Annotated in this window: 20 protein-coding genes, 1 tRNA gene and 1 pseudogene; 14 read left to right on the plus strand and 8 right to left on the minus strand. The window is 64.8% G+C overall.

The annotated features are described in order from the left end of the window. The first annotated feature begins 49 nt into the window (after nucleotides 1–49). Nucleotides 50–474 (plus strand): annotated as a pseudogene (locus FJ548_RS15870) (VOC family protein). Nucleotides 475–483: 9 nt separating this feature from the next. Here the strand turns inward: FJ548_RS15870 and FJ548_RS15875 are convergent. Continuing rightward, nucleotides 484–1,434 carry a trypsin-like peptidase domain-containing protein gene (locus FJ548_RS15875; RefSeq protein ID WP_140778339.1) on the minus strand — a complete coding sequence of 317 codons (951 nt, stop codon included), beginning with the start codon at nucleotides 1,432–1,434 and terminating at the stop codon, nucleotides 484–486. Between the two features lie 168 nt (nucleotides 1,435–1,602). On the opposite strand from FJ548_RS15875, the gene FJ548_RS15880 reads away from it, so the two are divergent. Together FJ548_RS15880 and FJ548_RS15885 are read left to right on the plus strand one after the other, a co-directional pair. Continuing rightward, entirely contained in the window at nucleotides 1,603–2,475 is an 873-nt protein-coding gene (locus FJ548_RS15880; RefSeq protein ID WP_140778340.1) for a S1C family serine protease, read from the plus strand. Nucleotides 2,476–2,483: 8 nt separating this feature from the next. Beyond that, nucleotides 2,484–3,116 (plus strand): helix-turn-helix transcriptional regulator, encoded by a 633-nt coding sequence (locus FJ548_RS15885; RefSeq protein ID WP_140778341.1) that lies wholly within the window; start codon nucleotides 2,484–2,486, stop codon nucleotides 3,114–3,116. A gap of 8 nt (nucleotides 3,117–3,124) precedes the next feature. Here the strand turns inward: FJ548_RS15885 and FJ548_RS15890 are convergent, their stop codons facing one another. Together FJ548_RS15890 and FJ548_RS15895 are read right to left on the minus strand one after the other, a co-directional pair. Continuing rightward, nucleotides 3,125–3,514, minus strand: coding sequence for a type II toxin-antitoxin system VapC family toxin (locus tag FJ548_RS15890; RefSeq protein WP_140778342.1), 390 nt, complete (start codon nucleotides 3,512–3,514; stop codon nucleotides 3,125–3,127). Next, the gene (locus tag FJ548_RS15895; RefSeq protein ID WP_140778343.1) at nucleotides 3,511–3,777 is read right to left on the minus strand and encodes a type II toxin-antitoxin system VapB family antitoxin; all 267 of its coding nucleotides are present in this window, start codon (nucleotides 3,775–3,777) and stop codon (nucleotides 3,511–3,513) included. Before FJ548_RS15895 ends, FJ548_RS15890 begins: the two co-directional genes overlap by 4 nt. Nucleotides 3,778–3,956: 179 nt before the next feature. Here FJ548_RS15895 and FJ548_RS15900 point away from each other — a divergent pair, with 179 nt between their 5' ends. Beyond that, nucleotides 3,957–4,823: an NAD(P)-dependent oxidoreductase gene (locus tag FJ548_RS15900; protein ID WP_140778344.1), complete on the plus strand. Its 867-nt coding sequence runs from the start codon at nucleotides 3,957–3,959 to the stop codon at nucleotides 4,821–4,823. Between the two features lie 338 nt (nucleotides 4,824–5,161). On the opposite strand, the gene FJ548_RS15905 is transcribed toward FJ548_RS15900, so the two are convergent. Continuing rightward, nucleotides 5,162–7,387 carry an OmpA family protein gene (locus FJ548_RS15905; protein WP_140778345.1) on the minus strand — a complete coding sequence of 742 codons (2,226 nt, stop codon included), beginning with the start codon at nucleotides 7,385–7,387 and terminating at the stop codon, nucleotides 5,162–5,164. A gap of 199 nt (nucleotides 7,388–7,586) precedes the next feature. Here FJ548_RS15905 and FJ548_RS15910 point away from each other — a divergent pair, with 199 nt between their 5' ends. Continuing rightward, on the plus strand, nucleotides 7,587–8,033 hold the full coding sequence (locus tag FJ548_RS15910; RefSeq protein WP_140692496.1) for a YcgN family cysteine cluster protein: 447 nt from the start codon (nucleotides 7,587–7,589) through the stop codon (nucleotides 8,031–8,033). 203 nt (nucleotides 8,034–8,236) lie between these two features. Further along, nucleotides 8,237–8,593 carry a hypothetical protein gene (locus FJ548_RS15915; protein ID WP_140778346.1) on the plus strand — a complete coding sequence of 119 codons (357 nt, stop codon included), beginning with the start codon at nucleotides 8,237–8,239 and terminating at the stop codon, nucleotides 8,591–8,593. Nucleotides 8,594–8,739: 146 nt separating this feature from the next. Here the strand turns inward: FJ548_RS15915 and FJ548_RS15920 are convergent, their stop codons facing one another. Beyond that, on the minus strand, nucleotides 8,740–9,450 hold the full coding sequence (locus FJ548_RS15920) for an SIMPL domain-containing protein (RefSeq protein ID WP_140778347.1): 711 nt from the start codon (nucleotides 9,448–9,450) through the stop codon (nucleotides 8,740–8,742). Between the two features lie 135 nt (nucleotides 9,451–9,585). On the opposite strand from FJ548_RS15920, the gene FJ548_RS15925 reads away from it, so the two are divergent. Further along, nucleotides 9,586–9,661, plus strand: a tRNA-Ile gene (locus FJ548_RS15925). Between the two features lie 203 nt (nucleotides 9,662–9,864). Here the strand turns inward: FJ548_RS15925 and FJ548_RS15930 are convergent. Beyond that, nucleotides 9,865–10,983 (minus strand): FAD-binding oxidoreductase, encoded by a 1,119-nt coding sequence (locus FJ548_RS15930; protein ID WP_140778348.1) that lies wholly within the window; start codon nucleotides 10,981–10,983, stop codon nucleotides 9,865–9,867. Nucleotides 10,984–11,196: 213 nt separating this feature from the next. Here FJ548_RS15930 and FJ548_RS15935 point away from each other — a divergent pair, with 213 nt between their 5' ends. The 5 genes from FJ548_RS15935 (at nucleotide 11,197) to FJ548_RS15955 (ending at nucleotide 17,923) form a co-directional block, all read left to right on the plus strand. Beyond that, nucleotides 11,197–12,102, plus strand: coding sequence for a LysR family transcriptional regulator (locus tag FJ548_RS15935; protein ID WP_140778349.1), 906 nt, complete (start codon nucleotides 11,197–11,199; stop codon nucleotides 12,100–12,102). A gap of 89 nt (nucleotides 12,103–12,191) precedes the next feature. Next, entirely contained in the window at nucleotides 12,192–14,270 is a 2,079-nt protein-coding gene (locus FJ548_RS15940; protein ID WP_140778350.1) for a hydantoinase/oxoprolinase family protein, read from the plus strand. 4 nt (nucleotides 14,271–14,274) lie between these two features. After that, nucleotides 14,275–16,260: a hydantoinase B/oxoprolinase family protein gene (locus tag FJ548_RS15945; RefSeq protein ID WP_140778351.1), complete on the plus strand. Its 1,986-nt coding sequence runs from the start codon at nucleotides 14,275–14,277 to the stop codon at nucleotides 16,258–16,260. After that, nucleotides 16,257–16,559, plus strand: coding sequence for a (2Fe-2S)-binding protein (locus tag FJ548_RS15950; RefSeq protein WP_140778352.1), 303 nt, complete (start codon nucleotides 16,257–16,259; stop codon nucleotides 16,557–16,559). The genes FJ548_RS15945 and FJ548_RS15950 overlap by 4 nt, the downstream gene beginning before the upstream one ends. Next, on the plus strand, nucleotides 16,556–17,923 hold the full coding sequence (locus FJ548_RS15955) for an FAD/NAD(P)-binding oxidoreductase (RefSeq protein ID WP_140778353.1): 1,368 nt from the start codon (nucleotides 16,556–16,558) through the stop codon (nucleotides 17,921–17,923). The genes FJ548_RS15950 and FJ548_RS15955 overlap by 4 nt, the downstream gene beginning before the upstream one ends. Nucleotides 17,924–17,969: 46 nt before the next feature. On the opposite strand, the gene FJ548_RS15960 is transcribed toward FJ548_RS15955, so the two are convergent. Next, nucleotides 17,970–19,295, minus strand: coding sequence for an FAD-binding oxidoreductase (locus FJ548_RS15960; protein ID WP_140778354.1), 1,326 nt, complete (start codon nucleotides 19,293–19,295; stop codon nucleotides 17,970–17,972). A 224-nt stretch (nucleotides 19,296–19,519) separates the two neighbouring features. Here FJ548_RS15960 and FJ548_RS15965 point away from each other — a divergent pair, with 224 nt between their 5' ends. Continuing rightward, nucleotides 19,520–19,996 (plus strand): Lrp/AsnC family transcriptional regulator, encoded by a 477-nt coding sequence (locus tag FJ548_RS15965; protein WP_140610868.1) that lies wholly within the window; start codon nucleotides 19,520–19,522, stop codon nucleotides 19,994–19,996. Between the two features lie 37 nt (nucleotides 19,997–20,033). Here FJ548_RS15965 and FJ548_RS15970 read toward each other — a convergent pair whose 3' ends face one another. Then, the gene (locus tag FJ548_RS15970; protein ID WP_140778355.1) at nucleotides 20,034–20,975 is read right to left on the minus strand and encodes a LysR substrate-binding domain-containing protein; all 942 of its coding nucleotides are present in this window, start codon (nucleotides 20,973–20,975) and stop codon (nucleotides 20,034–20,036) included. A gap of 71 nt (nucleotides 20,976–21,046) precedes the next feature. On the opposite strand from FJ548_RS15970, the gene FJ548_RS15975 reads away from it, so the two are divergent. Then, nucleotides 21,047–23,122, plus strand: coding sequence for an NADH:flavin oxidoreductase (locus tag FJ548_RS15975; protein ID WP_140778356.1), 2,076 nt, complete (start codon nucleotides 21,047–21,049; stop codon nucleotides 23,120–23,122). Nucleotides 23,123–23,209: the final 87 nt, after the last annotated feature.

Consider the following 23,209-nt stretch of genomic DNA (forward strand, 5'->3'; position numbering starts at 1 on the left):
TATTTGCGTTTACCTGCAAACTGTATGTTAATCGACAGGAGAGCGAAAGATGAAGATGTCAAGCTATTACCCCGTGCTGATGACCGGCGACGTCGCCGGTACAGCCGCCTTCTATGTCGAGCACTTCGATTTCCAGCCGCTGTTTACGAGCGGCTGGTACGTGCATCTGCAATCGGTCGACAGCAAGCGCGTCAATCTCGGCATCGTCCAGGGCGACCATGAAACGATCCCGCAGGAGGGACGGGGCCGCGCCTCGGGCCTGCTGATCAATTTCGAGGTCGCGGTCCCGACGCCGCCTATGCACGCGCCACCGCCGCCGGACTGCCGATCCTGCGTTCCCTGTGCGACGAGCCCTTCGGCCAACGCCATTTCATCACCAGGGACCCCAATGGGGTGCTGATCGATGTCATCAAGCCGATCCCGCCCAGCGAGGAATTTCTGGCGCGGTACGCGCAGGGTGCGGCCGGGGGTTGAGCGACAGCCTCAGCTTGCCCGCGCCACCGGCGTCACCATCACCTGGCTGACGCCCGTGCGGCGCACCACGGTGCACAGCGTCTCGCGGCCGATGCGCTCGGCGTCGAGCATGCGCACGAGATCGTCGACGCCGGTGACCGGGCGCCCGTCAATGGCGGCGATGATGTCGCCTTCCTTGAGACCGGCTTCGGCCGCCGGGCCGTTCTTCTCGACTGTGCGAAGCCGTACCGCCGTGCTGGTCGAGACTTGCGACAGAAGGGCCGCCCGGCGCGGCAAATTGGTGGTGTCGGCCGAGATGCCGATGAAGGCGCGCCGCACGCGGCCGAAGCGGATGATCTCCGAGATGACGAAGTTGGCGGTGTTGGAGGCGACCGCGAAGGCGATGCCTTGCGCGCCATGGATCATGGCGGTGTTGACGCCGATGACCTCACCGGCCGACGATACCAGCGGCCCGCCGGAATTGCCGGGGTTGAGCGCGGCGTCGGTCTGGATCACGTCGTCGATCAGCCGGCCGGTCGAAGCGCGCATCGAGCGGCCGAGCGCCGAGACGACGCCCGAGGTGACGGTCCATTCGAAACCCAGCGGGTTGCCGATGGCAATGGCGATCTGGCCGCGCCGCAGCCGCTTGGAATCGCCCAGCGGCGCCACATCGGCGAAGCTGCCGTCGGCACGCACCAGCGCGATGTCGGTGTCGGGATCGCGGCCAAGCACGCGGCCTTCCCTGGAGGCGCCGTCGGGCATCGAGACGCGCACCGTTTTGGCATCGCCGACGACATGGAAATTGGTGACGACCAGCCCGTCCGGCGCAATGACGAAGCCCGATCCATGGCCACCCTGGCCGCCGATGCGCTCGATGCGGCAGACAGCCGGGCCGATGCGGTCGACAGCGTCGGCCACCGTCATCGAATAGGCATCGAGCAGTGTTTCATCGGTTTCGAATTTCCGGGCGGCAAGGGCCATGAACGGGCTCCGTGTTTTCAGGCTTTTTCGTAACTATATGTGCGGAGCAGCCCGACCGGTCGCGACCTGACCAGATGGCCAGTCGAGCCGGCAACTAGCCGTCAGGCGAGTATCTCCGGACGCACTACCGAGCGATATCTGGGGCATGAGAGAACCCAGGAGATCATTATGAGCGACTTCAATCTGAATGTATTTTCCGAGGCCATCGCCGATCTCGCCGCCAAGGCGGCGCCCGCTACGGCAAGCTTCGCCACGCATCACCACCGCACGGCAAGCGCCTTCCACTGGGGCGACGGTTATTTCGTCACCGCCGAGGAGGCCGTCGAGGCCGGCGAGGAGATCGAACTGACATTGGCCTCGGGCGGGACGGTGAAGGCCGAACTCGTCGGCCGCGATCCCTCCACGGGGGTTGCCCTGCTGAAGCCCGCGGATGCGGTCAGCGCGCCTGTGCTTGTCAAGGCAGATCTGGTCCGGCCGGGCAATGTCGCCATTGCCATCGGCAGCAGCCAGGGTTCGGCACTGGCCGTATCCGGCTCGGTCGGCGAAGTCGGCCCGGCCTGGCGCTCGATGCGCGGCGGCACCATCGATCGACGCATCCATCTGGCCGTCGGCGCCGGCGGCCGCTTCGAGGGTGGCCCGGTGCTGGACGCCAAGGGGGCGCTCATCGGCATGCTTCTGTTCGGGCCGCGCGGCCGTGCGCTGGTCATGCCTTACGAGACGATCGAACGGGCGGTGGCGACGCTGCGCGAGAAAGGCCATGTCGCGCGCGGCTACCTCGGTGCCGGCCTGCATCCCGTGCGCGACCGCGATGCGCGCGGCGCGATGGTGATGAGCCTCGATGACAATGGTCCGGCCAAGGGCGCCGGCCTGTCGCTGGGCGACATCATCGTGGCCTGGAACGGCGAGGCCGTGCATGGTCCGCGCGAACTGATCCGCAGGCTCGGGCCCGACAGCGCCGGCGCATCGGTGACGCTCGGCGTGGTGCGTGGCGGCGAACAGCGCGATGTCCAGCTCACCATCGGCGAAAAGCCACTTTCCTGAGAGGCCAGATGGATATGCTCGCCAGCGAACGGATCATGACCGACAGCGCCGCCTCGCGGCGGCTGGTGGTGCTGATTGCGCTTGGCGATGCGGCCCGCGCCGAGCGCCTGGCGGCCTCGCTTGCCACCAGCGATGACCTGCTGCCGGTCGTGACCGGCGGCGGCAGGGCCGACGTTGCCATCGTCGATGACAGGAGCGGTGATACCGTGCCGGTTTCAATTCCACGGGTGCTGCTGTCGGGACGTGCCGGCGGCGAGCGGCCGGCCGGCGAGGTGTTTGCCGTCATGCCCGCGGGCGCGGACGATCTGCTGATTGCCGCGGCGGCACGGCTGGCGACAGCCGGATATCGCGTCTCGGGCGGTGGCGGCGGGCGCCATGAGGATTTCCACCCAAGCGAGGGCCAGTCTTTCGAGGACGAAGCCTCCGACGAGCATGCCGTGCGGCCGGCGCTGTCGCCGCGCGAGGCGGAAGTGCTGGCGCTGCTGGCCGAAGGCGCGCCCAACAAAGTGATCGCCCGGCGGCTCAACATTTCCGTCCACACGGCGAAATTCCATGTCGCCGCGATCCTGATCAAGCTCGGCGCGGCCAATCGCACCGACGCCATCGCCATCGCGATGCGGCAAGGGCTGGTGCTGGTCTAACGCCTCAGTCAGATGGCGGGTTCGATATCGGTTAGTCGAAAATCATTGCCCTTGAATAATAACGGCATGGCCTCGAGCCGAGCCGCGGCATAGGCGATGCAGTCGCCGAAATTAAGCGCGGCCGGATGTCTGCCCTTGCCATAGCGCAGGAAGGCTTGACGGGCTACCGCCGCATGGTCGGCCGTGAACGGGATCGTATCGATCGAAGCCGCGCTCAGGAAGGCGTCAAGATGATCGGCTATCTCGTCCTGCCAGCCGCCGACCAGCACCATCGTCGTCTCAAGCAGCGTTGGCGCCGCGATCAGCCGTCTCCCGGCGTTGGTGATGGCGCGCACAAATTGATCATGGCCAGGTTCGGCGCCCAGAATCGCGACGAGGACCGATGAATCGACGATCATCGCGTCGGAATTCCAAGTTCATCGTAACCGAGGATCTCATCTTCGGTCATCGCATTCTCGCGTCTTGGAATCTTGCCGGCCTTGTCGGCGATCGCCATCAGGCGCTGGAAGAGACTATCGGGTTCGTCACGCGGCACCAGCCGCTCGCGGGCAATCTCGCGCTCGAGACTCTGGCGGATCGCCTCAGTGAGGGACACCCGACGCCGGCGCGCCAACTCGCGCGCCAGTTGTTCGACTTCCACATTCTTGATCGACACTGCCATTCTATAATCTACCTCATTGTATAGAATATATACCATAAAAGGCCGCGACGTCCAACAGGCCTTGGGCGATACCGGCCTCCGTTGCGTCATCGTCCTTTGGGACGCCAAGCTCTTGTATCCGGAGCCGCCACGGGCAAGGATCGCGCCGACGAAAAGGATTGCAGGGAAGCGGAGGAAAAATGTCGCTCAAGGGAAAGACGCTGTTCATCTCCGGCGGGTCGCGCGGCATCGGGCTGGCGATCGCGTTGCGCGCCGCGCGCGACGGCGCCAATGTGACGATCGCCGCCAAGACCGCCGAGCCGCACCCGAAGCTGCCAGGCACCATCTATACCGCGGCGCAGGAGATCGAGCAGGCCGGCGGCAAGGCGCTGCCGGTCCTGTGCGACATCCGCGAGGAGGCGCAGGTGGCCGAGGCGGTTGCCAGGACGACCGAAAAATTCGGCGGCATCGACATTTGCGTCAACAATGCCAGCGCCATCCAGCTTACGGGCACGCTGGAAACCGACATGAAGCGCTACGACCTGATGCATCAGATCAACACGCGCGGCACGTTCCTGGTCTCCAAAATTTGCATTCCGCACCTGAAGTTGGCTGAAAATCCTCACATTCTGAATCTGGCGCCGCCGCTCGACATGAAGGCAAAGTGGTTCAAGAACCATGTCGCCTACACCATGGCCAAGTTCGGCATGTCGATGTGCACGCTGGGCATGAGTGCCGAGTTCGCCAGGGACGGCATCGCGGTGAATTCGCTGTGGCCGATCTCGACCATCGACACGGCGGCGGTGCGCAATCTCCTGGGAGGCGCCACAGTGGCGGCGATGAGCCGTTCGCCCGACATTATGGCCGATGCAGCGCATGCGATCTTCCTGCGGCCCTCACGCGAGACATCGGGCAATTTCTACATCGACGAGGAGGTGCTGCGGGCCGAAGGCGTGACAGATTTTTCGGCCTACGCGCCGGGCGCGACCGGACCGCTGGCCGGCGACTTCTTCGTGCCGGACGAGGTGTTTGCGCATTCGGATACGAAGGTGAAAAGCATTTATTGAGGGAAATCGCGCGCCGGCAGAGCCGCCTTCATCCAATTCCGTCACCGTCCGTACAGCGGCGGTGAGAACGGCCTGGCTCACTCCGTCAAATCAAAAACCCCGCCGGCGAGGGGACCGGCGGGGCTCAATGCGTCCCGCTGGAGTCGGGACGGGGCAGGGAACGCCCGGTCCAGAATTTGGGGTTTGCCCCGCTCCGATTCAATGAGGCGGCTCTGATGCCGCTACAAAACTTCTTTTGCGCGAGGGACCTGAACTCTGGCCCACCCCGGTTCGCCGGGGTGGGGTCTTTCTTGTCAATCTGAGTCCAGGTGCTGTCTCAAGCCCTGGAAACAGCTGAACTATTGATTGTTGCTCGCCACCGGCGCCACCAGCGAGGTGATGCGGCGGATGGCGACGCGGCGGTTCTCGCGATTGGGCGCCGAGGTGTTGACCTTCAGATACTCCTCGCCATAGCCCTGTGTCGTCAGGTTCTCCGGTGGGATGCCGAAGGCATTGGTCAGCGCTTCGGCGACCGCTTCGGCGCGGCGATCCGACAGAGCGAGGTTCGCCTCGGGCGTGCCGACGGCGTCGGTGTGGCCTTCGATCAGGAAGGTCTCCGCCGGGTTCTTCTTCAACAGCTTCTCCATGGCGTCGGCGACGCCCTGGAGCTTCTGCACCTCGGTGTCGGAGATCGAGGACGAGCCGAATTCGAAGTTCAGCGTGTCGAGGTCGATGCGCCGGGCAATATCACGCACGCGGGCCGACCGCTTGACTTCGTTGATCGAATAGAGGCGCTGCACCTTCTCCACCGGCGGTTGCTCGAGGAAGGTGTAGTAGTCGTCCGGACTTTGGACATCCTCGGAATCGAGGATGTAATCGCGGCGCGGGATGGTCAGCCGCATCGGCGGCAGGTCATCGCCGGGATCGCGCCAGTCGTTTTCATCCTCATAGCTCCTCTCGTCGACATAGCTCAGCACATATTCGTGGCCGTCGGGCGTGATGCGCGACCGCTGCAGGATGTCGCCGTAGTGGTTGCGGATGGTGACGATCCGGATGCCATTGTCTCGCTCGACCGTCTCTCGGGTGCGGCCTTGCGGCAGGTCCTCGTAATAGACATCCCTGGCGCCGCGGGTCAGGCGCGGGCGATCATTGTGCTGGACGAACGTCTGGTCGTTGAGCTGGATGATGACCCGGTCGCCGATCTCCTTGAGCACATCGACGCCCTTGGGCCGGCGGCGGTCGCGGATGTTCTCGTCGGGTGCGCGATCGAGGCGCTTGCCCTTCTCCTGCGTCACCGGGACGATCTTCTCGGTCCTGATCTCCTGCTGGGCGGCCTTGTCGTCGGTTGGCGGCGGTCCCTGGTCGACCGGAGCGACTGCGGGCTTCTGCCCCTGCTCGGTGCCTTGCTGGGCATTCTGGCCACCATTCTGCTGCCCGCCATTCTGGTTGGCGGGCTTTCTGCCGCCCTTGCGCTCGGCATCCTTCTGGCTGTCGAGAATGGGAGCGGCGTTCTTGTCGGCGGGCACCTCGCCCTGCACGGGGTTCTCACCCTGGGCAGGCGCGGCCTTGCCGCCGGTGGCGGGCTGTTCGCCCGTGGCGGGCTGCTGGCCGATCTGCGGCTGCTCGCCGGTCGCGGGCTGCTCGCCAGTCGCCGGTTGCTCGCCTACCGGTTTCCTGCCGTTCCTCTTCGTCTTGTCCTGCGGCTGTTCGCCTTGGGCGGGAGCCTGGCCGGCAGGAGCCTGCTCGGCCTTCGGCGCCGGCTGCTCAGCCGGGGCTTCCTTGTTGGTCGGCAAAGGTGTGGCTTCCGGCGTCGGTTGGTTCGTCCCAGCCGGTTTCCTGTGCTTGTCCGGCTTCTGCCCGGGCTCGGCGGCCGGCGCCTGCCCGCCAGGTGCTGTCTCGATCTGCTGGTCCTGCTTGCGCTTCTTGCGCGGGTTCTCGACCGGCTGGTTGTCATTGGCGGGTGCCGCCTGACCAGCGGGCGCCTGCTCGGTCTGTTGCTGCTGCTGCTGCTGGTCGCGCTTCTTCCTGCGCGGCTGCTGCTCCTCGGTGGCGGGAGCGGTTTCAGCGGCGGGCCCCTGCTGGGTCTGCTGCTGCTGCTGGTCGCGCTTCTTCCTGCGCGGCTGCTGCTCCTCGGTTGCGGGAGCAGTTTCAGCGGCGGGAGCCTGCTGGGTCTGCTGCTGCTGCTGCTGCTGGTCGCGCTTCTTCCTGCGTGGCTGCTGCTCCTCGGTCGCAGGAGCGGCCTCAGCGGCGGGAGCCTGCTGGGTCTGTTGCTGTTGCTGGTCGCGCTTCTTCTTGCGCGGCTGCTGCTCCTCGGTCGCGGGGGCGGCCTGGCTGGCGGGCGCCTGTTCGGTCTGTTGCTGCTCACGCTTCTTGCGCTCGGGTTTCTGATCTCCCTGCTGCTTCTGTGCGCAGGCTTCGGCTGATTCGCCCTCGGCACACGCCGCCTGGGCCAGGATGATTGGCAGGGCACCCCGTTGCATGGAGCCGAACGCAGCACTTCCCTGCAGCGGGGATGCGCCTAACGGCGCGGATGCCATCAACAGGCCAAGTGCGGTGCCTGCCAGAATCCGTGGTTGGCGTTTCATTGAAAATTCTCCTTGTGGGGTCCCATCCTTGCCGAAAACCGATTTTAACGAAATTGGTTCCAGCTGCCCATGGGTAGGGGCCGTACAGGGCGATTGGCCGGCCTTTTGAAGGCAACTTCGTGTCATTCGGCTGGGGTGTAGCCCTATTGCGGCCATTGCGATGCTTGACCTTGGCGATTGCTGGGGCCACATCCCCGGGATGGAAACACCGTTCTGGAAAACAAAGACGCTGGAGGCGATGAGCCCGGCCGAGTGGGAATCGCTCTGCGACGGTTGCGGCAAATGCTGCCTGTCGAAGCTCGAGGACGAGGATACGGGCGAAATCTACTGGACCAGCGTCGGCTGCCGGCTGTTCGATGCGCGGACTTGCCGCTGCGCCGACTACGCCAACCGGCTGGCGCGCGTTCCCGATTGCGTCGGCCTGACGCCGCAGAACGTGCGTACCATCAGCTGGCTGCCCAGCACATGCGCCTACAGGCTGGTTGCCGAGGGCCGCGATCTCTACTGGTGGCACCGGCTGGTGTCGGGCAGTGCCGAGACCGTGCATGAGGCCGGCATCTCGATGCGCGGCCGGGTCAAGGCGAGCGAAACCGACCTCGCCGAGCCGGAGGATTATTTTGACTATATGCTCGACGACGAGCCCTGAAGCTGGTGTCGGCAAGGCGCGCCGGAACCACACAGGGCAGGCCGTTTGAGGCGCATTGTTCGAAAACCGGCGGAGGTTTCCTTTTCCCGCCACATGAACCGCAGATGAACGGCGGGTTCGTAAATAGTTCAGACAGGCGAGTGCATTCTCCCACCATCGGTTTCACGAGGACGGGTATTAGCCCGCAACAAGGAGAGAGAACCATGTACACCACGATCAAGACGGCGGCCCTTTCGGCGCTGGTCGGGCTCGCCACGCTGGCCGCCATCCCCGCCCATGCCGACAGCCTCTATCTCGGTTTCGGCAACAACCAGGATCCGCGGTTCGGCGTCTATGCCGGCGACGACGGCTATCGCTACCGCCGTGACGAACGCCGTGACGATTGGCGCCGCGGCTGTTCGCCCGAACGTGCCCTCGACAAGGCCGACCGCATGGGACTGCGCCGTGCCCGCATCGTCGACGTCAATCGCCGCACGGTCAAGGTCATGGGCCGTCAGTACGGCGACCGCGTCGTCATCGTGTTCGCCAATGAGCGCGGTTGCCCCGTCATCGATCGCTGAAGCCTCTGGTAGCAGAGCCCCTTTCTCATCGGACGGGTGTGGCTCGACAAACCCCGCGGGAGCGATCCCGCGGGGTTTTTTCGCATCGGCTGTGGATCATCCGTCGTGGTCAGCGCCGGCGATGGAGGCCGTTGCTTCCGTCGCCGTTACTTCAGTTCAAAGGTGACGGTGACCTGGACGTTGTAGGAATTCTCGCCGGCCTGCACCGGAGCCGCGCCTGCCGCGGCATCGAAAGCCTTGGCGTTGATCGGCATCGGCATCGGCCTGATGTTCTGATCGGTGATTTCGAGCACCCGGCCGAGGCTGACGCCGGCGGCCACGGCAAGCGTCTTGGCCTTGGCGATGGCGTCGGCGACCGCTTTCTTGCGGGCCTCGCTCACGGTGGCCGACGGATTGTCGTTGGTGAAGGCGATGCCGCCGCCCTGGTTGACGCCGAGCGAAACCGCCTTGTCGAGGATCTCGCCCGTCTTGTCGACGTCGCGCACGCGCACCGAAAGCGTGTTGGTCACGTGGTAGGCGACGAGCTCGGCCTCCTGGCTGCCGTCCGGCTTGTTGGTGTAGTTGTAGCGCGGATTGATCTGGATGCCGGCGGTCTGCAGGTCGCGATCCTTGATATCGGCCGCCTTCATCGCCGCGATCACCGCAGCCATGGCGTCGTTGTTGGCGTCGAGCGCCGCACGCGCGGTCTTGGCTTCGCGCATCACGCTGAGCGTCAGCACCGCCAGATCGGGAGCGACGGTTGCTTCGCCTTCGCCGGACACGATGATGCGGGGCGGCGTCGGCAAATCGGCGGCTCCAGCCATCGCCGGAAAAGCGATTGCAGCGGCGAGCGCGAGAGGCAAAAGGTGTCTGGTCATGAAAATCTCCTTGGTCCGCGATCCTGTCGCGGATGCTCAACTAGGGCGCGAATATGGGCTGATTTGGGCGATCTGTGAAAGCCCGCAGGGAAAGCCTTGTGCCGTCGAAGGAAAAACATTAATCCAGCCCGCGTGGGGCCTGTAGCTCAATGGTTAGAGCCGGCGGCTCATAACCGCTTGGTTGGGGGTTCGAGTCCCTCCGGGCCCACCATTATCGTTATTTATCAATGGCTTACGGGATAGTTCGCCAAAGTCGATTCAAGAAGCCGGTCCGCCACTCGCCGATCGCCTTTATCTTCTAGCGAATGGCGGCTTTGCGCGCCTCATATCGCCCGTTGCGGTAAGCTCTGGTGTTTCCTAAAAAAGACCATTGCTAATTGCTTCGGGGAGGCCAACCCTGGTCGGTTCGCTTCATTAGGCTGCGCGGCTGAAGCGATTGATCCTGAAATCGTCGATCGGTATCTCGCAACGGTCGGTCACGATCAGTTCGGCCATGGCGTCACCAACGCCGGGGCCGAGCTGGAAGCCGTGTCCGCTGAAGCCGAAAGCGTGAAACAACCCTGGCGTCGTTGCCGAGCGTCCCATGACCGGCAGCATGTCCCGCACATAGCCTTCGCATCCGGACCAGGTGCGGATGACTGCAACCCGCGTGATTGCCGGCAGCAGCCGCGCGACAGCACGCAACTGCACCGGAAGTCGCATCGGATCGGCGGCCGCATGGCCAGGATCGAGGTCCACCGGCACCCTTTCGGCCGCGCCGCCGAAGACGATGTTGCCCCGCTCGACCTGGCGCAGATAGGCGCCATGGTCCTTGTCGCGCGTCCAGATGCCCACCACCGGCAAGATCCGATGCGGCAGCGGCTCGGTCACGCCCATCTGCGGGCCACGGGCGTCGAGCGGCACCTCCTCACCGAACTGCGCGGCGATGCGCGCGCCCCATGCGCCGGCGGTATTGAGCAGGCATTCGGCGTCGAATGTGCCCTTTCCAGTGGCGACAAGGAAGCCGGAATCCGTATGCTTGATCGTCTGGACTTCAGCTCCCTCAACAATTTCCGCGCCCAGCTTGCGCGCGGCTTCGGCGAAGGCCGGCGCGATCAGCCGCGGATTGCCGCTGCCGTCGCGGGGCGAGAACGAGGCCGCGATCGCGTCGGGACCGAGGCCGGGAAATCGGGCGCGAATCTCACTCTGTCCAAGTTCTTCCAGTTCAAGCCCCCAGGGCCGCGCGGCTTGAGCATAGGCGCGCATGTCGGCGAGACCGCCTTCATCGAAGATCAGCCGGACATGGCCGGTGGCGCGGAATTCCACGTCGCGGCCGAGCATTTTCTCGGCCTCGCCCCACAGACTGAGCGAGCGGTGGGCCAGCGGAAGCTGGGACAGATGGCGCCCGGTGCGCCGGATATTGCCGAAGGAAGCGACGGTTGCCCCCGTGCCGATCCGATTGCGCTCGATCAACGTCACGCGCGCGCCGCGCCTGGCAAGAAAATAGGCCGAAGCCGTCCCCATCAATCCGCCGCCTAGCACGATCACATCCATAGTCGTTTCTCAGAGCATGATTCCGAAAGTGGGAACCGGTTTCGGAAAAGATCTGCTCCAACGAAGAGCTAAATCAGGATGACGATTCAGCCAAACTTCATCCTGATTTAGCCCAGAGCGGATATCCTTGAACATGCTGATCTTGTCCGCCCGGCGGCATTGCGTCAAAGATGGGTTTGGACAAGAGCCATAAGTTTTACCTATGGAGTGGCAATGCGGGCGCGGCAGCTCGAAGTGTTTATCTCAATCATGCGGGCGGGCACTGTGACCGCCGCGGCGCGGATGCTGAACATCTCCCAGCCTGCGCTCAGCCAAATCCTGCTCCACACTGAGGACGAACTCGGCTTCACGCTGTTCGAACGTGTCAAGGGCCGGCTGCGTCCGACGCCGGAGGCGCTCGAGATCTTCGCCGATGCCGAAAGGCTATCGGCGGGGCTGGAGGGTTTGCGCCGCAAGACCACCGACCTGCGTCTCGGCCGGACCGGGTTGGTGAGGGTCGCGGCCTCGCCGCCGCCGGCGATGGCGATATTGCCGCGCGCATTTACCAAATTCCGGGCGCAGCATCCCGATATTCTGCTGCGTTCCCATATGGCGCCAATCGCCGCGATCGTCGACATGCTGCGCGCCGGCGATGCCAGCCTCGGCGTGGCCATGGACGACCGCCTGCCTCCCGACATCGAGGCCGAAGTGATCGGCAGCGTAGGCTTCGCTTGCCTGCTGCCCACTGGACATGCGTTGGCAAGGAAAACCGAGCTGGTTCTCGCTGATCTCGTCGGGGAGGAGTTGATATCCTATCGCGGAAACACCCGTCCCGCTGACGAACTGGCCCACGCCGGCCGCGCGCAGGGCGTCACGCTCTCGCCGTCGCTCGAGATCGACGTCTCCATTTCCGCGGTCGGCTTCGTCCAGCCCGGTCTCGGCATCGCCTTGGTCGACGCGCTGCTGCCATGGCACCAGTTTGCCGGGCTTGCCGTCAGGCCGCTGGTCGAAGGGCCGGAATTTCCGATCGCGTTGCTCACCTCGCGCACACGGGGGCTGTCGCGGGCCGACGAGATGATGCGCGACGAAATCCGTGCTGCCTGTTCGGCCGTCCTCGGCGAACATCGCGCCGAAGCATAAGCAAGGCTTATATCTTTGCTCGTCATCCATCTTGGACCCTGACCGTCCGCTCGTGCCAGTCCTGGTCCGCGGACAGGAAGGGACGCATCATGGACGGTACGATCACGGCGAATGAGGCGCTGAAAGAGGCTGACTGGAAGGTCGGCGTCGATATTGGCGGAACATTCATCGATTTTTGCGCGCTCGAAGTAAACTCCGGACGCGTCGCTTCGCTGAAGGTGCTGACGACGCCGGAGGATCCCGGCGCCGAACTGATGACGGGTCTTGCCCTTCTGGCCGAGCGCGAAGGCTTCGATCCAGTCCGTATGACGCGCTTCGTGCATGGCACGACCGTCGGTATCAACACGATCATCCAGCGCAAGGGCGCGCCGCTCGCGCTCTTCACCAATGCCGGATTCGAGGATGTCATCGAATTGGCGCGGCTTCGCATGCCGGACATGTATTCGCTGTTCTGCTCGCGGCCGGATCCGCTGATCTCGCGTGACATGGTCTTCGGCATTCCAGCTCGCATGCGCGCCGACGGGAGCGAGACCAGAGCGCCGGACATGGCGGCGGTGGAAAGCGCGGTCGCTGCGGCGAAATCGAACGGCGCGCAAGGGATCATCATCTCCTTCCTTCATGCTTGGCGCAATGCTGCGCAGGAAGCTGCCGTCAAGGCGGCGATCACGCGCCTTGCGCCCGACCTGTTCGTCTTCACCTCTGCCGAGGTCTGGCCTGTCATCCGCGAATACGAGCGCAGCTCGACCGCCATTCTCAATGGCTATGTCCATCCGCGCGTCTCGGGCTATCTGACCGCGCTGGAAGAGCGGCTGAAGAGCCGCGGTGTACCGGCGCGCCCGATGCTGACGAAGTCGAACGGCGGGCTGATGAACGCTGCGGAAGGCAAGCGCGCCTGCGTGAACATGCTCTTGTCGGGGACGGCGTCAGGAGTGATCGGCGCCTCGTGGCTGGCGCGCCAGGCTGGCGAGGACAAGGTTCTTACCCTCGACATCGGCGGGACCTCGGCCGACTTCGCGCTCATCATCGGCGGCAAGGCGCAATTCGGCACCGGCGAGCTGATTGGCGAATTCCCGCTCCATATCCCCTCCGTGTCGGTGAGCTCGATCGGCATCGGCGGCGGCTCTATCGCCTGTGTCGACGCCCAGGGTGTGCTGCGCGTCGGGCCGGAATCGGCTGGATCGACACCTGGGCCGGCATGCTATGGCCGGGGCGGCGAGCGGGCGACAGTGACGGACGCCATGGTGGTGTGCGGTTGGCTCGGTCACAGCGAGATGGCCTATGGACAGCTTCGCATCGATACCCGGCTGGCGTATCGCACGGTCGGTGACCTTGCCGCCCGGCTCGGCCGCCCGGTGGAGCAGACGGCCCAGGCGATCCTGGACATCGCGGTGTCGGAAATGTTCGTCGAGGTCGAGAAACTCGCCTCGCGCGCCGGCGTGGACCTGCGCGAATTCACGCTCATGCCGTTCGGCGGCGGCGGCCCGATGCTCGGCGCCTTCCTTGCCCGCGAACTTGGTATGAAACGCGTCATGGCGCCGCGCCGCCCCGGCGTGGTGTCGGCCCTGGGTGGGCTGGTGGCGGATCTGCGCGGAGATTTCATCCGGACCGTCTTCAGCCCGTTATCGGACGCGTCGCTGCCGGCAATTCGCGAGGCCTTCGACGCGCTTGCGGGCGAGGGCCGTCATTGGCTCGCAGCGCAGGGGCATAATGCGGCCGCGGAACTCAATCTCTTCTGTGACATGCGCTATGTCGGGCAGAGCTATGAGATCGAAGTCGTCCTTTCGCCGCAATGGCTGGCGGATGGCGATATGGCCGCCATCGTGCAGGCTTTTCACCTCACCCATCAGCAGCTCTACGATTTTCACGATCCGGACGGCGACATTGAGCTTGTGAACATCCGGCTGTCCGCCATAGGCGCGGGGCCGAAACTTTCCTTTCCGCAAACCGATGCGGTCGACGCCCCGGCCAATCCGGCACGACGGCTCGCGGTCTATACGGGCCTCGGCGTCGAGACCGTCGACCTTCACGACCGGCAGACCCTCGTGCCTGGCAGCACGTTCCATGGGCCTGCCGTGGTCGTTCAGGAAGATACAACGTTTGCAATCCCCGCGGGAGCGCAGGCACGGGTCGACCGCCATCTCAACCTTCTGCTGACCTTCCCGGAGTGACGCCATGTTTGACCGCACAAACCTGCAGGTTCTGGCGAACCATGCCCGCGCGGCGGCCGAAAACATGGCCCACACGCTCCACCGCACCGCGCACTCCGCCTTCGTCAAGGAGACGCAGGACTTCACGGTGATGCTGATGGACACCACGGGCGCGACCTTCGCTGTGCCGATGGAACTCGGTGCCACCTGGTATCCGGGGCTTTCGTACCACCGCGCGATCGCGATGGTCAGCGACTACCGGCCGGGAGATGTTGCCTTCACCAACGATCCCTATTCCGGCCACGTCGCCACGCATGCGCCCGACACGCATCTGTGGAAGCCGGTCTTCGTCGACGGGGAGATCGTCGCCTGGACCGGCGGGCACATCCACAACACCGACATGGGCGGGGCGGTGCCGGCCTCGCTCAGCCGGGCGCTGACCGAAATCCACCAGGAAGGCATCCGCTTTCCGCCCATGAAGCTGGTGAAGGAGGGCGTCTTCGACGAAACCATCCTGCGCATCATGAGCACCAATGTGCGCAAGCCCGACCTCAACATCGGCGACATCAAGGCGCTGGTCGGCGCACTCAACACCGGCGAGCGCAAGATCCAGGCGATGGTGAAGAAGTTCGGCAGGGCCGGCTTCGTCGAAGGCGTCGCCGCGCTTCTCGATCACGCGGAGGCGCAGGCGCGTGACGTGCTCCGCTCCATGCCCGACGGCACATGGGAGTTCGCCGACTATGCCGACGAGGATTCGGTCGAAGCCAATCCTTGCCGGCTGAAGCTGACGCTGACGATCAGGGGCGACGAGGCGGTGCTCGACTTCACCGGCTCCGATCCGCAGCTCGGCTCCTCGCTCAACGTGCCCTCGGGCGGCGATCCGCGCCACACCATGCTGCTGGTAGGCGTCTACTATGTGCTCTACACGCTGAACCCGAAGATCCTGCTCAACACGGGTCTCACCCGGCCGTTTACTTGCATCACGCCCCTGGGTTCGGTGCTCAATCCGGTCGACCCGGCCGCCGTGGGCATGCGCTCGCTTACCTGCGCCCGGCTACGCTCGGTTATCTTCGGCGCTTTCTCGCAGGCCGTGCCAGAGCGGCTGCCCGCAGCACCGGCCGGCAACAACTGCATCGTCAACGTCATGACCACGGATGAGCGCACCAGCCGGACCGTCATCGCGGCGGTGAACCCCGTGGTGGGTGGCGGCGGGGCGATGCCGCATCGCGATGGGACAAACGGATCGGGCGCGGATGCCGCCTATCTCAAGAACACGCCGATCGAGATCACCGAAACCGAAACCCCGGTCGAATTCGTGAAATACGGGCTCGCCAGGGACAGCGGCGGTGCGGGCCGCTGGCGCGGCGGGCTGGCGACCGAAATGGCCTTCCGCGTCTTTGCCCCCGACTCCAGGATTACAGCACGCAACCGCGACCGCAGCTTCTTCCGTCCCTGGGGCGTGCTGGGCGGTAAGGCGGCCGGCCTGTCGGACATGATCGTCAATCCCGGGACCGAGCACGAGCGGCGGCTGGGCAATATCGACACGGCGGTCCTGCAGCCAGGGGACATGCTCGAGATCCGCTCCGCTGGAGGCGGTGGGCGTGGCGATCCGTATCAGCGCGAGCCGTGGCAGGTGGCGCGGGACGTGCGGCGCGGCTATGTCTCGGCGGCAGCGGCCGAGCGCGATTACGGCGTCGTCCTGCGCGGCGGCGAGGTCGACGAGCAGGCGACGACGCAGCAGCGCGCACGGCACGGGCTCCCTGCCGGCCATTTCCATTTCGGTCCGGAGCGCGACGGCTACGAAGCACAGTGGACGCCGGCCTCCTATGATCGGCTCCACACCCTGTTGGATGCCTTGCCGATCCATTGGCGGTTCTTCGCCAAGACAGAAATCTTCCGGCGCATGAAGGGACGCGCCGGGCCGGAGGGAGTTCAGACGGCCTTCGATGCGGTCTGCGAACGCTTCCCCGAACTGCCGCGTCCTCGCCCGGTGCGAGAGGCCGCGGAATGATGACGCCCGGCCGCATCGTCCGGCTGGCGGAGCGCGACCGGGCAGAGGTGCATTTCCTTCTCGCCGGTGAGATGCGCGGCGCGCTCGCGGGCGACACCGTGCTGACCGCGATGCTGGCATCAGGACACGCCTTGCGGAACTCCGAGTTCGGATCGGAGCCGCGCGCCGGTTTCTGCCTGATGGGCGCCTGCCAGGACTGCTGGGTTTGGCAAGAGGAGGGACCGCGTCTGCGCGCGTGCACAATCCTGATTGCCGAGGGCATGCGGCTGCGCACGACGCCGCCGGAGAACTGGCCGTGAGCGATCTTGCCTCGCCGCGGATCGTGATCGTGGGTGCAGGCCCCGCCGGTATAAGGGCTGCGGCGACGCTGGTTGATGCTGGCCTCCATCCGATCGTGATCGACGAGGGGCAGCGCGCGGGCGGGCAGATCTATCGTCGCCCGCCTGCCGGGTTTACCCGCCCCCCGCAACAGCTCTATGGGTCGGAGGCGCAAAAGGCGCGCGCGCTACATTCGCTCTTCGACCAGCTGGCCGCAGAGGGGCGGCTCACCCATTACGCGCGCAGCTCGGTCATTGCCGTGCACGAGGGTCGTCTGCATGTTCTGGGGGAGAGCGGCGTCCAGGTGATCTTCTATGACCGTCTGATCCTTGCCACTGGCGCATCCGACCGCGTCGCTCCCGTCCCCGGCTGGCAGAGCGCCGGCGTCTACAGCCTCGGCGCGGCGCAGATCGCGCTGAAGGTACAGGGCGTGGCACTCGGGCGACGGATCGTCCTGATGGGATCCGGGCCTTTACTGACCCTGGTTGGCGCCCAACTTGTCAAGGCCGGCGCCCATGTGCCGGCGGTGCTCGACACCTCTCCCTGGCGCCAGCAACTACGAGGGCTCTGGGAGCTTGCCGCTCGGCCAGTCGTCGCGTTGCGCGGCTTGGTTATGCGAGCGCGGCTTGGTGGCCGTTATCATGCGGGCGTGACGCTCGAACGGATCGAGACCGACGGGTCGGGCGTGGCGGCGGTGCGCTGGCGCGACGCTGGTGGAAGGCAGCGCGCCACCTCATGCGACATGGTGGGTATTGGCTGGCATTTGCGGGCGGAGACGCATCTCGCCGACCTGGCAGGATGCGCCTTCACCTATGACGAACAGTGGCGGCAATGGCTGCCAAAAATCGATGGGATGGGTCGGGCCGGCAATGGGGTCTATCTAGCCGGCGATGGGGTCCGTCTCCTCGGGGCGGACGGCGCGGAGATTGCTGGGTGCCTTGCCGCGGCCGCGTGCCTTGCCGATCTCGGACGTCCGGCGCCGTCCGCCAAGGCCGATCTGCACAAGCTTGCGCGGCTCGAGCGCTTTGCCCGCGGTCTGGCTTTCGCGTTTCCCTGGCCGTCCGAGATGGTGCGGGCACTGCCCGAGGACGCGATCGTCTGCCGCTGCGAGAATGTGAGCGCGGGCGCCGTGCGCGAGAGCGCGGATGCCGGCGGCGGCGAGGCCAACAGGGTGAAATCGCTTTCGCGCGTCGGAATGGGGCGCTGCCAGGGGCGTTACTGCCAACTGGCCGCCGTCGAACTCGTCGCGGCGAAGGCCGGTTGCAAGCCCGGCGCCGTCGGCCGGTTTCGCGGGCAGGCGCCTGTCCGACCAGCGCCGATCGGCGCCTTTCTTCGGGAAAGCTGATGCGATTGCTAAAGCCACGGCTTTGGGGACGGGCATGAATCGCCTCTCAGAAGTCGGCGACCTTGCCCCAGGCCGAAGCGTCGAAGCGGCGCGGATCGTAGGGTGTCGCATCGACGATCGGTTCCGACCCGGCCACCAGATCGGCGACGAGGTGTCCAGCGCCAGGCCCAATGCCGAAGCCGTGCCCCGAAAATCCGGCAGCCAGGAAGAAACCCGGAACGGTAGGGATCTCGCCGATGGCGGGCACGCCGTCCGGCGTGCTGTCGATGTAGCCGGCCCAGGCCGCGCTGATCGTCGTCTTGCGCAGCGCCGGCAGCAACTCAAGCGCACGGGCATGGGTCAGGCGGATGGTCGCCTGGTCCGGCGCCGGATCGAGAATGCGCATGCGCTCCATCGGCGTCGGTTGGTCGAGCCGCCAAAGCTGAAGCGTTTCGTGCCCAGAACGCACACCCTGCAGGCCGCCGGGCGCGAGGCTGCGCCACCGCTTCAGGAACATCGGCACGAATTGCGACGAAAAGCGCAGTTGCTGCGGCGTGACATCCACGCGTCCGCGACCGCTTATGGCGAGCGTATAGCCGCCGTTGCCGCGACGTGTAACCGAGATCCGTGCCGTGTGCAGCGCATCCGGAAGGCCCTCCGCCCCGGGCGACACGGACAGGATGGAGGAGCGGACCGAGGCCTGCGGGAAGCGGAAGCCGAACTGATGGCAAAAGGAGGAGGACCAGGCGCCGCCAGCCAGGACCGCCACCTTCGTGCGGATCGTCGCTTTTTCGGTGACAATGGCACTCAGGCGTCCGCCCTCGGTCTCGATGCCGCGTGCGGCGCAATTTTGGTGCGCCGTGCCTGTGAGCTTCAGGATGGCACGAGCGACCGCGGGCGCGGCTCGCGACGGATCGGCGGTGCCGTCGGTCGGCGAGAAGACGCCGCCCTTCCACGTCCGGCCCGTGGCGCCGCCCCGCTCGCTGGCCTCGGCGCCGTCGAGCATGTGCGTCGTGACGCCAGCCGTTCTGGCAAAGTCGCGCCAGCGCGCCCACCCGGCCAGTTCCGCCTCGTCATTGCTGAGGTAGAGCAGGCCGCAGCGGCGAAAGCCGGTGTCCTCCCCGGTGTTTGCCGCAAAACGCTCCCACAGATCGAGGCTTCGTGTCGCCATCGGCAGTTCGCGGGCGTCGCGATTCTGCTGGCGGCACCATCCCCAGTTCCGGGAGGACTGCTCGGCGCCGATGCGCCCCTTGTCGATGAGCGCAACCTTCATGCCGCGCCCCGCCAGGTAGTAAGCCGCAAAGACGCCAACGATACCGCCGCCGATTACCACCGCGTCCGCGGATTGCGGCAGTTCGCCGGATGTCTCGATTTGCTGCAGCGGCGCGCGCATGATCCTCTCTCGTTTGACGTTTCAATCTATCGCGTTGCGCAGGCAGCCGCTGCTGCAGTTGAAGGCGAAGCAGAATTTTATTCCGACGAGCCCGTGGAAATCGGAAGTCCCTGCGTTTCAAAGCAGTGTTCGTTCGGATGGACAGGCATACGGGCTGTGGTAGTGTCGATGGTTGTTGGCACGGCAGCATTTTGTGCTGTGGCTTGCGTTGTTCGGAGACGGCCATGAAACTGGATCGGATTGACATCAAGATTCTGCACGAACTGCAGAAGAACGGCCGCGTGACCAATGTAGAACTGGCCGAGTTGGTGCATCTGTCGCCGAGCCCGTGCCTCATGCGGGTCAAGAAACTCCAGTCGGAAGGCTATATCGAAGGCTATTCGGCGCAGATCAATATCGGCAAACTCGGCCAGATGCTGACCGTGTTCACTGAGGTCACCCTGAGGAACCATCGCCAGGTGGACTTCGCCCGCTTTCTCGCCGTGGTGGAGAAGATCGACCAGGTCATCGAATGCCATCTCGTCTCGGGCGGCTACGACTACCTGATTAAATTCGTGACCGCCGGCATCGGCGAGTACCAGACGATCATGGAGCGGCTGACCGATATGGATATCGGTATCGACAAGTATTTCAGCTTCGTAGTGCTGAAATCTCCCATCGTCAAGGCGCACATGCCGCTGCCCAGCCTGTTTCCGATGTAGTCAGCGGCGGCCGTGCCGCACTGCATTTGTCGCCTCGCTACAAGATGTCAGTTCGCAAGATCGGGTGCAGTGCTTTCAATTCGGCTTGCATCTCGGCCATCATCCAGGCGCGGATGTCAGAAACGATCGGTCGTACCGGCTGTGAGCGCGGTGCAATCAGCTGATGGATCCGGCCCGTGTTGATCTGCCGGTCCGAAGCTGGGACAAGGGTTCCCTGAAGCAACGCCCTTGAGACGTTGCTGAGCCAGCCGAGCGCCACGCCTTCCCCATTCATCGCGGCCTGAAGCACGACCGCGTAGTCCGAGAATTCGAGCCACTTTGCCCTTCTGGTCTTGCGGTTGGCCACGTTGCCCCAGGCGTCCAGCCACTGCTCCTTGGCGTCCGTGAGATGCAGCAGGACATGGCCCTCACCAGTCCCGGCATGCATCAACAGACCGTGGGCTGACAAATAGGATGGGCTGCATACCGGAACAATGATTTCCGGCGAGAACGCCCAGCGGTGATAGTGGGTGTCGTCGTCCGACAGGATCCTCGTGGCAAGGTCGACATTCTCGGCGGGGCCTCTCAGAACGCCCGCGATCAGTTCGAACCTCAGGTCCACATCAGGAAACCTCGTGTTGAAAGCTCCTAACCTGGGAACGAACCAATATGTTGCCAGAGAACTAGAAAGAGAGAGGGTGACCACCGGCTTTGCAGCACCGCTCTGCTTGATTCTCCGGATCACCTCCTCGATGCCATCAAATCCCTCCCGCACGGCCGAATAGAGCGCACGCCCTTCGGCGGTTGGGGCCAATCCCGCTGGACTGCGCGTGAAAAGCGCGACCCCAAAATCGGCCTCGAGCTGGGCGATGCTGCGGCTGACCGATGGTTGCGTGACATTGAATTCGCGCGCGGCGGCGGTGAAACTGCCTGAGCGGACAGCAGCTTCGAAAACGAGCAATCCGCGCGCGGAAGGGATGAGTTTTGCGAAACCGGCCATACGCCCAGCGTATAGCCACCATAACAATTTCAAGCTTTCTCCGGCCTCACAAATGACGGACTATAACCTTCATGAATGGGATGGGGCACGACGTGAACACAGCGGCATCTCCCGCAAGCGGCACGTCCGGCGATCCTCTGCTTCAACCGTTTCGGCTCAAGGGTCTGACGCTGCGCAACCGTGTTGTCAGCACCAGTCACGCCTCGATGCTGGATGATGGCGGCCTGCCGCTCGAGCGCTACCAGCGCTACCATGAGGAGAAGGCGCGCGGCGGCCTGGCGATGACCATGGCGGGCGGCTCGGCCATGACCTCGCCCGACTCCAGTTGGGGCGGCGGTCAGCTGGACCTTTCGACCGATCGCATCGTCCCTCATCTCCAGTCGCTGTCGCAGCGAATCCATCGCCATGGCGCCGCCGTCATGTGCCAGGTCTCACATCTTGGGCGGCGCGCCACCGCCTATGCCGGGAACTGGCTCGCGCCGGTGGCACCGTCACGCATTCGCGAGCCGCGAAACCGCAACTTCCCGAAGGAGATGGACGGCGCCGACATCGACAGGATCATTGGCGATTACGCCAGCGCCGCCAAGCGCTGCCGTGACGGAGGTCTGGACGGCATCGAAACCGTTACCGGCGGCCATCTGATCGGCCAATTCCTGTCGCGCAGAACCAATAAGCGCACGGATGCCTACGGCGGCTCGCTGGAAAACCGGGCCCGCTTCGGCTTGATGGTTCACGAGACGATCCGCCGCGCCGTCGGCGACGACTTCGCCGTGGGCATCCGCTTCGTGATCGACGAGGCGGCCGAAGACGGGCCGGATTTCGAGGAATGCCTTGATTTCGCCCGGCTATTCGAGCGGGAAGGCCACATCGACTTCTTCAACTGCATCTTCGGCCGCATGGACACCGACCTGTCCTTGGCCGAGCAGAACATGCCCGGCATGTTTAGCCCGAGCGCGCCGTTTTTGCCTCAGGTCGGCAGGTTCAAGCGGGAAACCAAACTGCCCGTCATCCACGCCGCAGCAATCCGGGACCTAGCCACGGCTCGACATGCCATCCGCGAAAACCTTGTCGACCTGGTTGGCATGACCCGGGCGCATATTGCCGACCCCCATATCGTCAACAAGGTGATGCGCGGAGAAGAAGAACGCATCCGCCCGTGTGTCGGCGCATCCTATTGCCTGTATAAGAAGGTGCAATGCATTCACAACCCGGCCAGCGGCCATGAGACGATCGTCAATCACATCATTGAACGGGCCGAAACGCCGAAACGGGTGGTGGTGGTCGGCGGTGGCCCGGGTGGGACGGAAGCGGCACGGGTCGCCGCCGAGCGCGGACACAAAGTGACCCTGCTTGAAGCGGGAGCACGGCTTGGCGGGCAGGTGCTCGTCGCGGCCTCCGCCTCCGACCGCAAGGATCTCATCGGCATAGTCGACTGGCGTACCGGCGAACTCACTCGCCTTGGTGTGGAAGTTCGTCTCAACACCTATGCTGACGCAGAAGTGGTCCTCGCCGATAAACCGGACGCGGTCATCATCGCCACCGGCGGCGTTCCCGACATGGAGTGGCTGGAGGGCGCCGAATATTGCGACAGCGTCTGGGATGTTTTGACCGGGGTGGTGCCGGCGAAGGACGATGTGCTCATCTACGATGAGACCGGACGCCAGGCCGCAATTTCCTGCGCTCTGCATCTTGCCCGTCCGGGGCGCTTGGTCAGCCTGGCGATAGCGGACGACACCTTGGCGATCGAGACGCCTTATCCGGACAGGGTGAGTTTTCGCAAACGCGCCGCGGAACGCGGCATCCGCGTCATCAGCGACGTGCGCCTGGTCAAGGCAGCACGCCAAGGCAACGGAATCGCCGCCACGTTCCGGCACGAACTCACCGGTGCGGAAACGGAAGTGCCGGCAGCCCAACTCATTGTCGAGCGCGGCACCGCGCCCATGGAGGATACCTACCAGGAATTGCGTGCGCGCTCAGCCAACAACGGCGTCACCGATATAGCACTCATGACCGGAGCGGGGACAAAGAAAGCTGATAATGCCCAAGCCGCTGGATCGTTTGTCTTGCACCGCATTGGAGACGCGGTTGCCAGCCGGGACATCTACTCGTCGATCTACGAGGCCTACCGGCTCGGCTCGCAATTGTAGCGTCGGGAGAGTTCCGCGGCATGGATGACGGCGGAGCCTGACGGCGGCTCCCAACACCTCTATTCCTGGGCAGTTCATGGAACTCGA

This window comes from Mesorhizobium sp. B2-4-17, assembly GCF_006441275.1.
Taxonomy (GTDB): domain Bacteria; phylum Pseudomonadota; class Alphaproteobacteria; order Rhizobiales; family Rhizobiaceae; genus Mesorhizobium.

Bases quoted from the DNA above. Each gene is read 5' to 3' on its own strand.
- FJ548_RS15910 (WP_140692496.1), top strand. From the start codon at position 7,587: ATGGAAACACCGTTCTGGAAAACAAAGACGCTGGAGGCGATGAGCCCG.
- FJ548_RS15945 (WP_140778351.1), top strand. From the start codon at position 14,275: ATGTTTGACCGCACAAACCTGCAGGTTCTGGCGAACCATGCCCGCGCG.
- FJ548_RS15885 (WP_140778341.1), top strand. From the start codon at position 2,484: ATGGATATGCTCGCCAGCGAACGGATCATGACCGACAGCGCCGCCTCG.
- FJ548_RS15880 (WP_140778340.1), top strand. From the start codon at position 1,603: ATGAGCGACTTCAATCTGAATGTATTTTCCGAGGCCATCGCCGATCTC.
- FJ548_RS15950 (WP_140778352.1), top strand. From the start codon at position 16,257: ATGATGACGCCCGGCCGCATCGTCCGGCTGGCGGAGCGCGACCGGGCA.
- FJ548_RS15960 (WP_140778354.1), bottom strand. From the start codon at position 19,295: ATGCGCGCGCCGCTGCAGCAAATCGAGACATCCGGCGAACTGCCGCAA.
- FJ548_RS15895 (WP_140778343.1), bottom strand. From the start codon at position 3,777: ATGGCAGTGTCGATCAAGAATGTGGAAGTCGAACAACTGGCGCGCGAG.
- FJ548_RS15930 (WP_140778348.1), bottom strand. From the start codon at position 10,983: ATGGATGTGATCGTGCTAGGCGGCGGATTGATGGGGACGGCTTCGGCC.
- FJ548_RS15905 (WP_140778345.1), bottom strand. From the start codon at position 7,387: ATGAAACGCCAACCACGGATTCTGGCAGGCACCGCACTTGGCCTGTTG.
- FJ548_RS15975 (WP_140778356.1), top strand. From the start codon at position 21,047: ATGAATGGGATGGGGCACGACGTGAACACAGCGGCATCTCCCGCAAGC.
- FJ548_RS15920 (WP_140778347.1), bottom strand. From the start codon at position 9,450: ATGACCAGACACCTTTTGCCTCTCGCGCTCGCCGCTGCAATCGCTTTT.
- FJ548_RS15900 (WP_140778344.1), top strand. From the start codon at position 3,957: ATGTCGCTCAAGGGAAAGACGCTGTTCATCTCCGGCGGGTCGCGCGGC.
- FJ548_RS15970 (WP_140778355.1), bottom strand. From the start codon at position 20,975: ATGGCCGGTTTCGCAAAACTCATCCCTTCCGCGCGCGGATTGCTCGTT.
- FJ548_RS15875 (WP_140778339.1), bottom strand. From the start codon at position 1,434: ATGGCCCTTGCCGCCCGGAAATTCGAAACCGATGAAACACTGCTCGAT.
- FJ548_RS15935 (WP_140778349.1), top strand. From the start codon at position 11,197: ATGCGGGCGCGGCAGCTCGAAGTGTTTATCTCAATCATGCGGGCGGGC.
- FJ548_RS15940 (WP_140778350.1), top strand. From the start codon at position 12,192: ATGGACGGTACGATCACGGCGAATGAGGCGCTGAAAGAGGCTGACTGG.
- FJ548_RS15890 (WP_140778342.1), bottom strand. From the start codon at position 3,514: ATGATCGTCGATTCATCGGTCCTCGTCGCGATTCTGGGCGCCGAACCT.
- FJ548_RS15965 (WP_140610868.1), top strand. From the start codon at position 19,520: ATGAAACTGGATCGGATTGACATCAAGATTCTGCACGAACTGCAGAAG.
- FJ548_RS15915 (WP_140778346.1), top strand. From the start codon at position 8,237: ATGTACACCACGATCAAGACGGCGGCCCTTTCGGCGCTGGTCGGGCTC.